This is a genomic window from Ideonella sp. sgz306126, from assembly GCF_056032705.1.
In genome coordinates, this window is sequence record NZ_JBVYWP010000003.1 from 155,928 (window position 1) to 170,832 (window position 14,905).

Below are 14,905 nucleotides of genomic sequence, written 5' to 3' on the forward strand. Positions count from 1 at the left end.
CCGTTCAGGAAGACCTCATGACTCCCTTTGCATTCATCTTTCCCGGCCAGGGCTCGCAAGCCGTGGGCATGCTGGACGCCTGGGGCGACCACCCTGCGGTGGCCGCCACCCTGGCCGAAGCCTCGGCCGCGCTGGGCGAGGACATCGGCGCGTTGATCCACGCCGGCCCGAAGGATCAACTCGACCTGACCACCCACACCCAGCCCGTCATGTTGACGGCCGGCATCGCCTGCTACCGCGCCTGGCTGGCCGACACCGGCCTCGTGCCGGCGGCCGTGGCGGGTCACTCGCTGGGCGAGTACACCGCGCTGGTGGCCGCGGGCAGCCTGAGCCTGGCCGATGCGCTGCCGCTGGTGCGCCTGCGCGCCCAGGCGATGCAGCAGGCCGTGCCGGTGGGCGTGGGCGCGATGGCGGCCATCCTGGGCCTGGACGCCGACGCGGTGCGTGTGGGCTGCGCCGAGGCGGCCGCAGCCAGCGGCGAGGTCTGCGAAGCGGTGAACTTCAATGACCCGAAACAGACCGTGATCGCCGGTACCAAGGCCGGTGTCGACAAGGGCTGCGAACTGCTCAAGGCCCGCGGGGCCAAGCGCGCACTGGCGTTGCCGGTCTCCGCGCCGTTCCATTCCAGCCTGATGAAGCCGGCGGCCGAGCGCCTGAAGCAGCGCCTGGCGGAGGTGGAGATCGCTGCCCCGACGATTCCGGTGGTCAACAACGTCGACGTCGCGGTGGTGAGCGATCCCGACGCGATCCGGGACGCGCTCTATCGGCAGGCCTTCGGTCCGGTGCGCTGGGTCGAGGTGGTGCAGGCGCTGCGCGCGCGCGGCCTCACCCATATCCTGGAATGTGGTCCGGGCAAGGTGCTGGCCGGCATGGTCAAGCGCATCGACGCCGAGGTGGTGAGCGCCACCGTGTACGACCCGGCCTCGCTGGCCGAAGCCAAGGGACTGCTGGCATGAGCGAGCTTCAAGTTTCGAGCGATCAGGTGGCCCTGGTCACCGGCGCGTCGCGCGGCATCGGCCGTGCGATCGCACTGGCACTGGCGGCCAAGGGCATGAAGGTCATCGGCACCGCCACCAGCGATGCCGGCGCCGCGGCCATCTCGCAGGCGTTGTCGTCCTTTGCCGGGTGCAAGGGCATCACGCTGGATGTCAACGATGCCGCCGGCGTCGACGCGGCGGTCGACGCCATCGTCAAGGAGCAGGGCGCGTTGCAGGTGCTGGTCAACAATGCCGGCATCACGCGCGACACACTGGCGATGCGCATGAAGGACGACGACTGGGACGCGGTGCTCGACACCAATTTGAAGGCGGTGTTCCGCCTGTCACGCGCGGTGATCCGGCCGATGATGAAGCAGCGCTACGGCCGCATCATCAGCATCACCTCGGTGGTCGGGGCTTCGGGCAACCCGGGGCAGGCCAACTATGCGGCGGCCAAGGCGGGCGTCGCGGGCATGACGCGTGCGCTGGCACGCGAACTCGGCAGTCGCAACATCACGGTCAACTGCGTGGCACCCGGCTTCATCGCCACCGACATGACCGAGGCGCTGCCCGAGGCGCAGAAGGCCGCGCTGCTGCAGCAGATCCCGCTGCAGCGCCTGGGGCGGCCGGAAGAAATCGCCCACACGGTCGCCTTTCTGGCCTCGCCCGAGGCCGGCTACATCACAGGAACTGAACTGCACGTCAACGGCGGCATGTTCATGAACTGATCCCCCGCCGGACGACTGGCGCTGCCAAGTTAGAATCCGGCCCGTTTTGCACCAACCTCCTGGAGGAGTCATGAGCGATATCGAAGCACGCGTGAAGAAGATCATTGCCGAGCAACTGGGCGTTCCCGAAGCGGACGTCACGAACGAGAAGGCCTTCGTGGCCGATCTGGGCGCGGATTCGCTGGACACCGTCGAACTGGTGATGGCGCTGGAAGATGAATTCAGCATCGAGATTCCCGACGAAGAAGCCGAGAAGATCACCACCGTCCAGTTGGCGATCGACTACGCCAAGGGCCACGCCAAGGCCTGATCGGCCGCTGGCCATCACCTACCCCTCCTGATCGCATGACTCGTCGACGCGTCGTCATCACCGGCCTGGGGCTGATCAGCCCGGTCGGCAACACGGTGTCCGACGGCTGGGCCAATTTGTTGGCCGGCCGTTCGGGCATTGCCAACATCACCAAGTTCGATGCGTCCGGCATCACCTGCCAGTTTGCCGGCGAGGTCAAGGGCTTCAAGGTCGAGGACTACATCCCCGGCAAGGAAGCCAAGGCGATGGACAGTTTCATCCACTTCGGCATGGCAGCGGCCATCCAAGCCGTGCAGGATGCCGGGCTGCCCACCGGCGACGCGCTGAGCGAGGAGGCGGCCGAGCGCATCGGCTGCATGATCGGCTCCGGCATCGGCGGCCTGCCCGAGATCGAGGCCACCACGCGCACCGTGGTGGAGCGCGGTCCGCGGCGGATCTCGCCGTTCTTCGTGCCGGCGTCGATCATCAACATGATCTCCGGCCATGTCTCGATCCGTTTCGGCTTCACCGGCCCCAACCTGGCCATCGTGACGGCCTGCACCACCGGGCTGCATTGCATCGGCGAAGCCGGGCGGATGATCGAATACGGCGATGTGGACGTGATGGTGGCCGGCGGGTCGGAAGCCACCGTGTCGATGCTGGGCGTGGGCGGCTTTGCCGCCGCGCGCGCGCTGTCGACCCGCAACGACGACCCCACCACGGCCTCGCGTCCCTGGGACCGCGATCGCGATGGTTTCGTGCTTGGCGAGGGCGCCGGCGTGATGGTGCTCGAAGAGTACGAGCATGCCAAGAAGCGCGGCGCCAAGATCTACGCCGAGCTGATCGGCTTCGGCATGGGCGCGGACGCCTATCACATGACCGCGCCGAACGTCGACGGACCCAAGCGCTCGATGAAGGCGGCGCTGCGCAATGCGCGCATCAACGCCGACCAGGTCCAGTACCTGAATGCCCACGGCACCTCGACGCCGCTGGGCGACCTGAACGAGACCAACGCGATCAAGCTCGCGTTCGGCGATCACGCGAAGAAGCTGGTGGTCAACTCCACCAAGTCGATGACCGGCCATCTGCTGGGTGGCGCGGGCGGCATCGAATCGATCTTCACCGTGCTGGCCTTGCATCATCAGGTCTCACCGCCGACGATCAACATCTTCAACCAGGATCCCGCGTGTGACCTGGATTACTGCGCCAACGTGGCGCGCGAGATGAAGATCGACCTGGCCGTGAAGAACAACTTCGGCTTCGGCGGCACCAACGGCACGCTGGTGTTCGGGCGCGTCTGACGCGCTCCGCACCGCGCCCGATGCGCGCCGCGCCTCCGGTCTCCGTTCGGGCTGCCTGGCACGGTGGCTGGTGGGCCGCCGCCGTCGGCCTGTGGCTGGCTTGCGCGGCGAGCGTCATCGGCTGGCTGGTCTGGCATCTGGGCACCGACGGCGTTTCGGTGGGGCTGGGCGCGGCCGCCCTGGGGGCTGTCGGACTGCTGGCCGTTTCGGCGGTGTCGATGCGGCGTGCTCGCCGCCGTCCTGCCTGGCTGACCTGGGATGGCACCCACTGGCGACTGGCGCCCGCGCAGGCGGACACCGATCGACCGTCGCCCGGGCGGGGGGCGGCCGTTGGCGACGTGGACCGGGTCCTGGATCTGGGAAGCGCCGTGCTGCTGCGCTGGCGGCCTGAACCGGAGGGCGCGCGGTCCGCGACGCCGGCGTGGCTGCCGCTGGCGCGCACCGCCCAGCCGGACGCCTGGCACGCACTGCGGGTGGCGCTGAATTTGCCGGGCCGCCCCGCGGCGCCGGCCGAGGGGGCGGCATGACCGCGCTGGGTCCCGATCCGGACGCGATCCTGGTGGATCGCGTCAAGAGGGGCGAGGTCAAGGCCTTCGAGATGCTGGTCGTCAAGTACCAGCGCCGCATCGAACGCCTGATCGGCCGCATGGTGCGCGACGTGGATCTGGTCCAGGACATCGCCCAGGAAACCTTCATCCGCGCCTACCGTGCGCTGCCGCAATTCCGCGGGGAGAGTGCGTTCTACACCTGGCTGTACCGGATCGCGGTCAACACGGCGAAGAAGGCGCTGCTGGAACTCAAGCACGACCCGCTGGTCACCGAGGCCGCGATGGCGCCGGATGACGACGACGAAACTTCCCGGCGCCAATCGGAACCAATCGACATGGCGACCCCGGACGCCCTGCTGGCGAGCAAGGAAATCGCGGGGGTGGTGAATGCGGCGATCGAGGCCTTGTCCGAGGATTTGCGCCAGGCGATCACGCTGCGCGAGATTGAAGGATTGAGCTACGAAGAGATCTCCGAGGCGATGAACTGCCCGATCGGAACGGTGCGTTCGAGGATCTTCCGGGCCCGCGAGGCGATCGCATTGCGTTTGCGTCCGCTGCTCGATACCCAGGAAGGCGAACGCTGGTAGCCCGTGGTGCGGGGCGAAGCGGCATGAAAGGTGTGACATGGACAACGTGAAGTCTGCTGCGGCTGCAGAGCCGTTCCTGGCCCCGAACGAGGGGCTGTCTGCGTTGGCCGACGGCGAGTGCGATGGCGAACTGGCCGGCATGGCCTGCCGGGCCTGGCGCGAGGATCCCGGTGCCCGCGCGGTCTGGCACGCTTACGCCCTGATCGGCGACGTGCTGCGGTCCGAGGATCTGGCGGCGTCGCCGGCCCACGATGCCGCTTTCCTGGACCGGCTGCGCCTGCGTCTGGCCGACGAACCGGTCGTGCTGGCACCCCGCCCGGCGATGTCGCAGGACGGGGCGGTGTCGAATCGGCGGCCCGCTCGCCGATGGGTGGCGGATCACCGTCGCTGGGGCGCGTCGGCGGCGGTGGCTGCCGGAGTGCTGGCCGTCGCAGGTGTCACCACGTTGATGCGCGGCGGGCCGGTCGACGATGGTGCGGCGACCCGGCTGGCTTCGGCCGGGCCGGTCGCGCTGCAAAGCCTGGCCGAGCCGGCGCCGGTCGTGGCCATGCTCGGCGGCGACAGCGCGGGTGACGGGGCCGCTGCGAGCTATGTGCGCGACCCGGACATCGATCGTTATCTGGCGGCGCACCGTCATTACGCATTGAACCCGGTGCTGGCGACGCCGGGAGGGCTGAGGCAGGTCCTGGCCTCGCCCGCCGAGCGCTGAGATCGGGCGCGGATGTCGGCGACCACCGTGAGTCTTCGTGCCGTGGGCCAGCGGGTCTTGTGGGGGACCACGATCGCCCTGGCCTTGTCGACGGCGCAAGCCCAGCCGGCCAAGCCGGCCGCAGCCGATCGCGCGCCGTGGCCGCCGTCGACCGAAGCGGTGCGTGACGCGCGGGCCTGGCTGGTGCGCAGCCACGAGGCCGCGTCGTCCCGCAATTACCAGGGCGTTCTGGTGTCCTCCACCGAGGGACAGTCCAGCAGTTCCCGGGTGGCCCACTATGTCGAAGGCCCGGTCCAGGCCGAGCGCATCGATGCGCTGGACGGCGAGGACCACGACGTGCTGCGGCTCAACGACACCGTCCACACGCTGTGGCCGCGTACCAAGCTGGCGGTGGTCGAGCAACGCGATGTGCGCGCCAATTTCCCGTCGATCTTTTCGGATTCCGAGCGTCAGGTGCTGGATTCCTACGAATTTCAGCCGATCGGCAAAGGGCGGGTGGCCGGGTTCGACGCCGATGTCGTGCTGCTCAAGGCGCGCGACCCCCTGCGTTACAGCGAACGCCTGTGGGCCGAGCGCCAGACCGGCCTGCTGCTGCGCACGGACATCCTGGGTCCGCAAGGCAAGGTGCTGGAGTCGTCCGCCTTCTCGGAGCTTCAGCTCGACGTGGTGCCCCAGATCGACGCGGTGAGGGCCCAACTCGGGCATCTGGCGGGCTACCGGGTGGTGCGTCCGGTGTCGATGCCGGTGTCGCTGGCGGCCGAGGGCTGGCAGATGCCGCATCCACCGGCCGGATTCCGCGAGGTGCAGTGCCATCGGCGCTCGCTCGATCCGCTGGAAGGCTCGCGTTCACCCGTCGTGCTGCAAGCGGTGTTCTCTGACGGGCTGACCTATTTGTCGCTGTTCATCGAGCCCTATCAGCCGGGTCGCCACCAGGGGCCGGCCAGCCACGCCATCGGCGCCACCCACACCTTGATGATGCGGCGCGGACCGGACTGGATCACGGTCATTGGCGACGTGCCGGCGGACACGCTGAAGGCACTCGCCGACGCGCTGGAGCGGCGACACTGAGGGCGGCCGATCCGCGGGCAGGCGGCGACGCGCTGCGGCGGGCGGCTGGGAATCGACGAGGGGAGGGATGAACATGTCTTTGTGGTCTGCAGGCGCCGGCACCGTGACTGGCGTGCGCGGTGGTTTCCCGGGCGCGGTCCGGCTGCTCGGCTGCGCACTGGTGCTGGCCGTGCCGCTGCAAGCGGCTCGGGCCCAGGTCCGCGTGTTGCCCGACTTCACCGACCTGGTCGAGCAGGTCGGCCCATCGGTGGTCAACATCCGCACGGCCGAGAAGGCACCGCCGGCGGCAGCGGGCGGGTCCGGTCAGATGGATCCGTCGTTGCAGGACTTCTTCCGCCGCTTCGGGATTCCGCTGCCGAACGGCGCCAACCCGCATGGCGGCAATGGCCCGGGCGACGATGGCGCGGCACCTCAGCGGCGCGGCGTCGGTTCCGGCTTCATCCTCAGCGCCGATGGGTTCGTGATGACCAATGCCCATGTCGTCGACGGCGCCGACGAACTCACCGTCACCTTGCCGGACAAGAGGGAATTCAAAGCGCGGGTGGTCGGTGCCGATGCCCGCAGCGACGTGGCGGTGGTGAAGATCGACGCCACCGGGCTGCCGGCCGTCAAGATCGGCGATGCCAACCGACTCAAGGTCGGCGAATGGGTGATGGCGATCGGCTCGCCGTTCGGCCTGGCCAACACCGTCACGGCGGGCATCGTCAGCGCCAAGCAGCGCGACACCGGCGACTACCTGCCCTTCATCCAGACCGACGTGGCGATCAACCCCGGCAACTCGGGCGGACCGTTGATCAACATGCGCGGCGAGGTGGTGGGCATCAATTCGCAGATCTACAGCCCGTCGGGCGGATTTGCGGGCATCTCGTTCGCGATCCCGATCGACGAAGCGACGCGCGTGGCCGACCAGCTGCGTGCGACCGGCCGGGTGATCCGTGGTCGCATTGGCGTGCGCATCGCGCCGGTGACGCCGGACGTCGCGGACGCGCTGGGACTGGGCAAGCCGATCGGCGCGCTGGTCCAGGGGGTGGAAGCGGGGACGCCGGCCGACAAGGCAGGCATCGAGGCCGGCGACATCATTCTCATGGTCAACGGCAAGACGGTCGAGAAGTCGGGCGACCTGCCGCGGGTCATCGGCAGCCTGAAGCCGGGAACGCAGGCGACGCTTCAGGTCTTGCGCCGCGGTAGCCGCCGCGACGTGATCGTGACCGTGGCCGAGATTCAAGCGGACGCGGCGACGAAGGTCGTGCCGCAGCCGAGCGCCCCGGCCGCCGCGAATGCGCTGGGCCTGAGCGTGTCCGATCTGAGTCCGGCCCAAAAGCGCGAGCTGCATCTGCAAGGAGGCGTCCGGGTCGATGCCGTGGAGGGGCTCGCCGCCAAGGCCGGCATCCGCGAAGGCGATGTGATCCAGACCCTGGGCAACACCGAGGTCCGCGACGCGCGGCAGTTTGCCGGGCTCGTCGCAGGCTGGGACAAGGCGCGCCCCGTCACGCTGCTGGTCCGTCGCGGCGAGTGGGTGAACTACATCGTCATCCGGCCGCTTCACTGACCCGCCGTCAGCCCATCATCCGACCCTGATGATGGGTCTTTTCATGTCGTGGGAGCTTTGACTCGAAAGCGCTGCCGGAGATCGGCAATGGCCGTGGCATGATGGCGACAAATTGGTGGGTGAGTGCAAACAAACATCCTGAGCGACGACCGATTGACCTGCGAGCTGTCTACAATGAGGCCGCAGATGGGCGCATTTAACGTCGAACGGTGTTGTCGTCAGACGCGCGTTCGACGGAACTCGTTGTGTGCATCCAACCTTGTGCATAAGCTGTGCATAAGATAATTGTTGGCACCCCGCAACGACGACTTCCGGCGCCAACAAGCGGCTTGCGGCGGGGGGCTTTTCGCTACAATGAAAGCCCAACATGCAGTTGCCAAACGTTTTGTTGGAAGGCGCGTCTTCTCTTGGACGTGCCTTTTTTTTGTTCATGGTCCAGCCCGCTGGGCCTTCCCTTCGTCTCGCGATTGAGCGCCTTTGCGGGCGACGCCCAGGTCGCCCCGTCGTGAGGCTTGCGCTCCCAAGTTCATGGACCACATCCGCAACTTTTCCATCATTGCCCACATCGATCATGGCAAGAGCACGCTGGCCGACCGGATCATTCAGCGATGCGGCGGCCTGAGTGATCGCGAGATGGAGGCCCAGGTGCTCGACTCGATGGACATCGAGCGCGAGCGCGGCATCACCATCAAGGCCCAGACGGCGGCGTTGCAGTACAAGGCCCAGGACGGCAAGGTCTACAACCTCAACCTGATCGACACCCCCGGGCATGTCGACTTCTCGTACGAGGTGAGCCGCTCGCTGTCGGCCTGCGAAGGCGCGCTGCTGGTGGTCGATGCCTCGCAGGGCGTCGAGGCGCAGACGGTGGCCAATTGCTACACCGCACTCGATCTGGGCGTCGAAGTGGTGCCGGTGCTGAACAAGATCGACCTGCCGGCCGCCGATCCGGACAACGCGCGGGCCGAGATCGAGGACGTGATCGGCATCGACGCGACCGACGCGATCCCCTGCTCGGCCAAGATGGGGATCGGCATCGACGAGATCCTGGAGGCGGTGATTCATCGCATGCCGCCGCCCAAGGGCAACCCCGAGGGGCCGCCGCGGGCGATGATCATCGACAGCTGGTTCGACAACTACGTCGGCGTGGTGATGCTGGTGCGGGTGGTGGACGGCGAGTTCAAGAAGGCCGAGCGCATCCGCATGATGGCGACCAACACGGTCTACCCGATCGAGCACCTGGGTGTGTTCACGCCCAAGAGCGAGAACCGCGAGGCGCTGAAGGCCGGCGAGGTGGGTTTCGTGATCTGCGGCATCAAGGAGCTGCAGGCGGCCAAGGTCGGCGACACCCTGACGCTGGAAAAGAAGCTGCCCAACAACGCCGGGCCCGCCACCGAACCGCTGCCGGGCTTCAAGGAAATCCAGCCCCAGGTCTTTGCCGGCCTGTACCCGACCGAGGCCAGCGAGTACGACCAGTTGCGCGACGCGCTGGAAAAGCTCAAGCTCAACGACAGCTCGCTGCGCTACGAGCCCGAGGTTTCCCAGGCGCTGGGGTTCGGGTTCCGCTGCGGCTTCCTGGGCCTGCTGCACATGGAGATCGTGCAGGAGCGGCTGGAGCGCGAATTCGACCAGGACCTGATCACCACCGCGCCCAGCGTGATCTACCAGGTCGAATTGAACGACGGCACCGTGTTCGAGGTCGAGAACCCCTCGAAGATGCCCGATCCCGGCCGCATCCGGGAGATCCGCGAACCCATCGTCACCGTGCACCTGTACATGCCGCAGGACTATGTGGGCGTGGTCATGACGCTGGCCAACCAGAAGCGCGGCGTGCAGCTGAACATGGCCTACCACGGTCGCCAGGTCATGCTGACCTACGAGATGCCGCTGGCCGAGATCGTGCTGGACTTCTTCGACAAGTTGAAGAGCGTCTCGCGCGGCTATGCGTCGATGGACTACGAGTTCAAGGAATACCGCGCCTCCGACGTCGTCAAGGTGGACCTGCTGATCAACGGCGACCGCATCGACGCCTTGTCCATCATCGTGCACCGTGCGCAAAGCCAGTACCGCGGCCGCGCGGTGGCGGCCAAGATGCGCGAGCAGATTCCGCGCCAGATGTACGACGTCGCGATCCAGGCGGCGATCGGCGCGAACATCATTGCCCGCGAGAACATCAAGGCACTGCGCAAGAACGTGCTGGCAAAATGCTACGGCGGTGACATCACGCGCAAGAAGAAGCTGCTCGAAAAGCAAAAGGCCGGCAAGAAGCGCATGAAGCAGATCGGATCTGTCGAAGTGCCGCAGGAAGCCTTCCTGGCCATCCTCCAAGTGGACGACTGAAACACATCACATGAGTGCATTGACCGCCGCGCTGTATGGCGCCCTTGTCGTCTATCTGGGCGGCTGGTACCTCGACTATTGGCATGGCGACTTCGCGCTGCTGCTGATGATCCTGACCGTCGTGACCTTCGTCTACTGGCTGGCCGAGCGCTACCGCTTCCAGCCGGCCCGGGTGGCGGCGGCGAAGAACCTTGAGGTGCAGGACGCGCAGCGCCGCGCCGAACTGGCCCGTCTGGGCATCGAGAAGGTCGACGGCGACGTCACGCAGGCGCGCGAGAAGCTGTTGATGCAGCCCTGGTGGCTGGACTGGACGGCCGGCCTGTTCCCGGTGATCGTGCTGGTGTTCGTGATGCGATCGTTCCTGTTCGAGCCGTTCAAGATCCCGTCGGGGTCGATGATCCCGACCCTGCAGGTCGGCGACCTGATCCTGGTGAACAAGTTCCACTACGGCATCCGCCTGCCGGTGTTCGACAAGAAGATCATCGCCAACCACGATCCCGAGCGCGGCGATGTGGTGGTGTTCCGCTACCCGGTCGACCCCAGCGTCGACTACATCAAGCGCGTGGTCGGCTTGCCGGGCGACGAGGTGTCCTACCTCAACGCGCAGCTCAAGATCAATGGCGTACCGGTGAAGACCACGCCGCTGCCCGATGCCTACGACGACGAGACCATGCGCTACATGTCGCGGTATACCGAGACGCTGGGTGCGGTGACGCATCCGATCCAGCGCTTCTCGCAGGTGCTGCCCTTCAATCCGACGGCGACCTTCGATTTCCCCAACAAGAAGCTGTGCACCTACAGCGTCGAGGGCTTCGTCTGCAAGGTGCCGCCCGGCCATTACTTCATGATGGGCGACAACCGCGACAACTCCGAGGATTCGCGCTATTGGGGCTTCGTGCCGGACCGCAACCTGGTCGGCAAGGCTTTCTTCGTATGGATGAACTTCGGTAACCTCGGTCGTATCGGCTCTTTCCAGTGACTCCAACTCAGGACGCCTCTGCCATGCACCCTCCGCTGACCTTGACCGGCCGCGCCCAGCGCGGATTGACCCTGTTCGGCCTGTTGTTCTGGGCGATTGCGATCAGCTTCATCGGGCTGGTCACGGTGAAGGTGCTGCCGACGCTGAACGAATACTTCACGATCCAGCGCGCGATCAAGACCGTGATGGCGGAGAACCCGACCTCGATTCCGGCGATCCGCGTGGCCTTCGAGAAGCAGAAGGCGATCGAGTACGCGATCAGCACGATCGGCGGCAAGGACCTCGACATCCAGCAGGATGGCGATTCGTTCACCGTGCGCTTCGCGTACGACAAGGAAATCGAGCTGATCGACCCGGTCTACCTGCTGATCAAGTACCACGGCGGCAACCGCTGAACCGGCCATGGACCCTCGCCTGGAGCACCTGCAGGATCGGCTGGGCTATCGCTTCGCCCAACCGGGGCTGATGGCGCGCGCGCTGACCCACCGCAGCTTCGGTGCCGAGCACAACGAGCGTCTTGAATTCCTGGGCGATGCGGTGCTGAACCTGGCCGTCTCGCGTCTGCTGTTCGACCGCTTCGGCGGTTCCGACGAAGGCGATCTGACCCGCGTCCGCGCCCACCTGGTGCGCGAGGACAGCCTGCACAAGGCGGCGCTGGTGCTGCGACTCAACGAGGCGCTGCGCCTGTCCGAAGGCGAGGCCCGTGGCGGCGGTGCCCAGCGCGCGTCGATCCTGGCCGATGCGATGGAAGCGGTGATCGGCGCGGTCTACCTCGATGGCGGGTTCGACGCCGCCAGCCGCCTGATCGAACAGCTGTTCGGCGAGGTGATCGCGTCGACCGGCATGGACAACTGGCGCAAGGACGCCAAGACCGAACTGCAGGAATGGCTGCAAGGCCGGCGGCTGCCGGTGCCGGTCTATCGCATCGTCTCCACGCGCGGCCAGGCACATGCCCAGACGTTCGAGGTCGAATGCGCGGTGGCCGCGCTGGACATCGCCGCCACGGGCGAAGGGCGCTCGCGCCGCACCGCCGAACAGGAAGCCGCGAGCAAGGTGCTGGCCCGGGTGCAGGCGGCCCCCCCAGGCGCCTGAGCCGATCGGGGAGCGGCCGGCCCTGGAAGGGCATCGTCTCCCGCATCTTGACCCGCCGCGCGCAGCGCAACTGACCGACAATCCCCCCGTGCCATCCTCATCCCCCGACCTCCCCGGCGACGCCGCCGCCGAACCTTCTTCCGAAGGCGCCGCCGCGCCCCAGCGCTGCGGCCTGCTGGCCATCGTCGGCCGCCCGAACGTGGGCAAGTCCACGCTGCTCAACGCGTTGGTCGGGCAGAAGATCAGCATCACCTCCAAAAAGGCGCAGACCACGCGCCACCGCATCACCGGCATGCGCACCGTCGGCGAGGCGCAGTTCGTGTTCGTCGACACGCCGGGCTTCCAGATGAAGCACGCCACGGCGCTCAACCGCAACCTGAACCGCACTGTCCAGGCGACGTTGAGCGATGTGGACGTGGTGCTGTTCCTGGTCGAGGCAGGCCGCTTCGACAGCGCCGATGCCAAGGTGCTCGCGCTGCTGCCGCAAGGCAAGCCGGTCGTTCTGATCGCCAACAAGCTCGACGAGATCCAGCGCCGCACCGATCTGCTGCCCTGGCTGCAGTCGATGCAGCAGCGCCATGCGTTCGCCGAGTTCGTGCCGATGTCGGCCACCAAGAAGGCCGATGTCGAGCGGCTGTTCGGCATCCTCAAGCCCTACCTGCCCGAGCAGGCCTGGTACTACGAGGAAGACGCGCTGACCGACCGCAGCGAAAAGTTCCTGGCCAGCGAGATCATCCGGGAAAAGCTGTTCCGGCTGACCGGCGACGAACTGCCCTACACCTCCACCGTCGTGATCGACAAGTGGGAGGAGGAAGCCGCCGACCGCCAGGCTTCGGCTTCGCCGTCGCCCCCCCCCGAGGGGGCTGGGGCCGCTTGGGACGGCCCGGCGCTGCCCCGGGCGTCCAGGGTGCGCATCAGCGCCTCGATCGTCGTCGAGCGCGACGCCCACAAGGGCATGATCATCGGTGCCGGCGGCGAGCGCCTCAAGCGCATCGGCAGCGACGCCCGCCAGGAGCTTGAACGGCTGATGCAGGCCCGCGTGTTCCTGGAGCTGTGGGTCAAGGTCCGCTCGGGCTGGGCCGACAGCGAGGAGCACCTGCGCTCCTACGGCTACGAATAAGCCTCGCCCCGGCCGATTCGAGAGACCGACGTGCGGCGCCCGCCCGCCTCCAGCCCCGCCTACGTGCTGCACCGCTACGACTGGAGCGAGACCAGCCTGATCCTGGACCTGTTCACCCGTGACCAGGGCCGGCTCACCGTGGCGGCCAAGGGCGCGAAGCGACCCTATTCGCAGCTGCGCTCGGTGTTGTTGCCGTTCCAGTGCATCCTGGCCGGCATCGGCCGACCGCCGCGCGACGAAGCCGCCGAAGTGTTGACGCTGCGCGGCGCCGAATGGGCCGGCGGCGCGCCGATGCTGGCCGGCGCGGCGCTGTTCACCGGCTTCTATCTGAACGAGCTGCTGATGAAGCTGCTGGCGCGCGGCGACGCCCACCCGGTGCTGTTCGACGCCTATGCCGCCACCTTGCCGGCGCTGGCGGCGGACGACGACACGCTGACCCAGGCGGCGCTGCGTGCGTTCGAGATCGTGTTGCTGCGCGAGATCGGTCTGTTGCCGCAGCTCGATGCCGTCACCGCCACGCAGCAGGCGGTGCAGGCGCAGGCCGACTACCAGCTGCTGGCCGACCAGGGCGTGGTCGCGTATCGCCATGGCGATGCGCCGTTGTCCGGCCCCCTGCTTGCCGCCCTGCAGCGGGCGCTGGACGGCGGCGATCTGCGCGCGCTCCAGGTGGTCTGTGCCCAGGCCTTGCCGCCGCTCAAGAGCACGCTGCGGCTGTGTCTTCACTATCATCTGGGCCATACCCCGCTGCGCACCCGCGATGTGATGCTGGCCGCGCAGCAATTGGTCGACCTGCCGCCGCGGGCGGCCTGAGCCTGGAACCGCTGCCATGAACCCCCTCGTCGCTCCCGAAGCCGGCCGCACCGGCCACCCCGGCACCGCGCTGTCGGTGAACCTGAACAAGGTCGCGCTGCTGCGCAACACGCGCCACCTGGGCCTGCCCAGCGTCACCCGAGCCGCCACGCTGGTGCTGCAGGCCGGCGCCGACGGCATCACCGTCCATCCGCGGCCCGACGAGCGTCACATCCGTCACCAGGACGTGCTGGACCTGGCCGCGCTGCTGCGCCGTGACTGGCCCGGCGTCGAGTTCAACATCGAGGGCAATCCGCTGCACAACCTGATGGACGTGATCCGCGAGGTCCGCCCCGATCAGGCCACGTTCGTGCCCGACAGCGTCGGCCAGTTCACCTCCGACCACGGCTGGGACCTGCCGGCCGACGCGCCCACGCTGCGCCCGCTGATCGACGAATGCCATGCACTGGGCGTGCGGGTGAGCCTGTTCATGGATCCGCTGCCGCAGGCCATGGCGGCCGCGCGCGAGGTCGGTGCCGACCGGGTCGAGCTCTACACCGAAAGTTATGCCGCCGCCCATGGCACGCCGCGCGAGGCCGAGGTGCGTGCGCAGTTCGCCGCCGCGGCCCGCGCGGCCTTGGCCGTCGGTCTGGGTGTCAACGCCGGGCACGATCTGAACCGGGACAACCTGGGCGCGTTCCTGCGGGAGGTCCCCGGCGTCTGCGAAGTCTCGATCGGCCATGCGCTGATCGGCGATGCGCTGGAGCTGGGCTACGACGCGACGATCCGCGACTACCTGCGCTGCATTCGGCGCGCGGCCGACGCGGCCTGA

Annotated in this window: 16 protein-coding genes; all 16 read left to right on the plus strand. The window is 67.6% G+C overall.

The annotated features are described in order from the left end of the window. The first annotated feature begins 17 nt into the window (after positions 1–17). The 16 genes from fabD to AC0N04_RS09280 all read left to right on the plus strand — a co-directional run bounded on the left by fabD (position 18) and on the right by AC0N04_RS09280 (position 14,905). Entirely contained in the window at positions 18–956 is a 939-nt protein-coding gene (gene fabD / locus AC0N04_RS09205) for an ACP S-malonyltransferase (RefSeq protein ID WP_474280800.1), read from the plus strand. After that, positions 953–1,705 carry a 3-oxoacyl-ACP reductase FabG gene (gene fabG, locus AC0N04_RS09210; protein ID WP_474280802.1) on the plus strand — a complete coding sequence of 251 codons (753 nt, stop codon included), beginning with the start codon at positions 953–955 and terminating at the stop codon, positions 1,703–1,705. The genes fabD and fabG overlap by 4 nt, the downstream gene beginning before the upstream one ends. 70 nt (positions 1,706–1,775) lie before the next feature. After that, complete coding sequence (gene acpP / locus AC0N04_RS09215) at positions 1,776–2,015, plus strand: acyl carrier protein (RefSeq protein WP_474280804.1); 240 nt, start codon at positions 1,776–1,778, stop codon at positions 2,013–2,015. Between the two features lie 35 nt (positions 2,016–2,050). Next, entirely contained in the window at positions 2,051–3,295 is a 1,245-nt protein-coding gene (gene fabF / locus AC0N04_RS09220) for a beta-ketoacyl-ACP synthase II (protein WP_474280806.1), read from the plus strand. Positions 3,296–3,315: 20 nt separating this feature from the next. Beyond that, positions 3,316–3,822 (plus strand): hypothetical protein, encoded by a 507-nt coding sequence (locus tag AC0N04_RS09225; RefSeq protein WP_474280808.1) that lies wholly within the window; start codon positions 3,316–3,318, stop codon positions 3,820–3,822. Continuing rightward, positions 3,819–4,430: an RNA polymerase sigma factor RpoE gene (rpoE, locus tag AC0N04_RS09230; RefSeq protein ID WP_474280810.1), complete on the plus strand. Its 612-nt coding sequence runs from the start codon at positions 3,819–3,821 to the stop codon at positions 4,428–4,430. The genes AC0N04_RS09225 and rpoE overlap by 4 nt, the downstream gene beginning before the upstream one ends. 37 nt (positions 4,431–4,467) lie before the next feature. Next, positions 4,468–5,139 carry a sigma-E factor negative regulatory protein gene (locus AC0N04_RS09235; RefSeq protein WP_474280812.1) on the plus strand — a complete coding sequence of 224 codons (672 nt, stop codon included), beginning with the start codon at positions 4,468–4,470 and terminating at the stop codon, positions 5,137–5,139. A gap of 27 nt (positions 5,140–5,166) precedes the next feature. Beyond that, the gene (locus AC0N04_RS09240) at positions 5,167–6,207 is read left to right on the plus strand and encodes a MucB/RseB C-terminal domain-containing protein (RefSeq protein WP_474280814.1); all 1,041 of its coding nucleotides are present in this window, start codon (positions 5,167–5,169) and stop codon (positions 6,205–6,207) included. 73 nt (positions 6,208–6,280) lie between these two features. Next, positions 6,281–7,756: a DegQ family serine endoprotease gene (locus AC0N04_RS09245; protein ID WP_474282017.1), complete on the plus strand. Its 1,476-nt coding sequence runs from the start codon at positions 6,281–6,283 to the stop codon at positions 7,754–7,756. 528 nt (positions 7,757–8,284) lie between these two features. After that, positions 8,285–10,093 (plus strand): translation elongation factor 4, encoded by a 1,809-nt coding sequence (lepA, locus tag AC0N04_RS09250; protein ID WP_474280816.1) that lies wholly within the window; start codon positions 8,285–8,287, stop codon positions 10,091–10,093. A gap of 10 nt (positions 10,094–10,103) precedes the next feature. Continuing rightward, on the plus strand, positions 10,104–11,072 hold the full coding sequence (gene lepB / locus AC0N04_RS09255) for a signal peptidase I (RefSeq protein ID WP_474280818.1): 969 nt from the start codon (positions 10,104–10,106) through the stop codon (positions 11,070–11,072). 23 nt (positions 11,073–11,095) lie between these two features. Continuing rightward, positions 11,096–11,467, plus strand: a complete 372-nt coding sequence (locus tag AC0N04_RS09260) for a DUF4845 domain-containing protein (RefSeq protein ID WP_474280820.1) — start codon at positions 11,096–11,098, stop codon at positions 11,465–11,467. Positions 11,468–11,474: 7 nt separating this feature from the next. After that, a complete protein-coding gene (rnc, locus tag AC0N04_RS09265) occupies positions 11,475–12,164 on the plus strand; it encodes a ribonuclease III (RefSeq protein ID WP_474280822.1) in 690 nt (229 codons plus the stop codon). 88 nt (positions 12,165–12,252) lie between these two features. Then, positions 12,253–13,284 carry a GTPase Era gene (gene era / locus AC0N04_RS09270; protein WP_474280824.1) on the plus strand — a complete coding sequence of 344 codons (1,032 nt, stop codon included), beginning with the start codon at positions 12,253–12,255 and terminating at the stop codon, positions 13,282–13,284. Between the two features lie 30 nt (positions 13,285–13,314). After that, positions 13,315–14,094 (plus strand): DNA repair protein RecO, encoded by a 780-nt coding sequence (recO, locus tag AC0N04_RS09275; protein WP_474280826.1) that lies wholly within the window; start codon positions 13,315–13,317, stop codon positions 14,092–14,094. Between the two features lie 16 nt (positions 14,095–14,110). Further along, complete coding sequence (locus AC0N04_RS09280; RefSeq protein ID WP_474280828.1) at positions 14,111–14,905, plus strand: pyridoxine 5'-phosphate synthase; 795 nt, start codon at positions 14,111–14,113, stop codon at positions 14,903–14,905.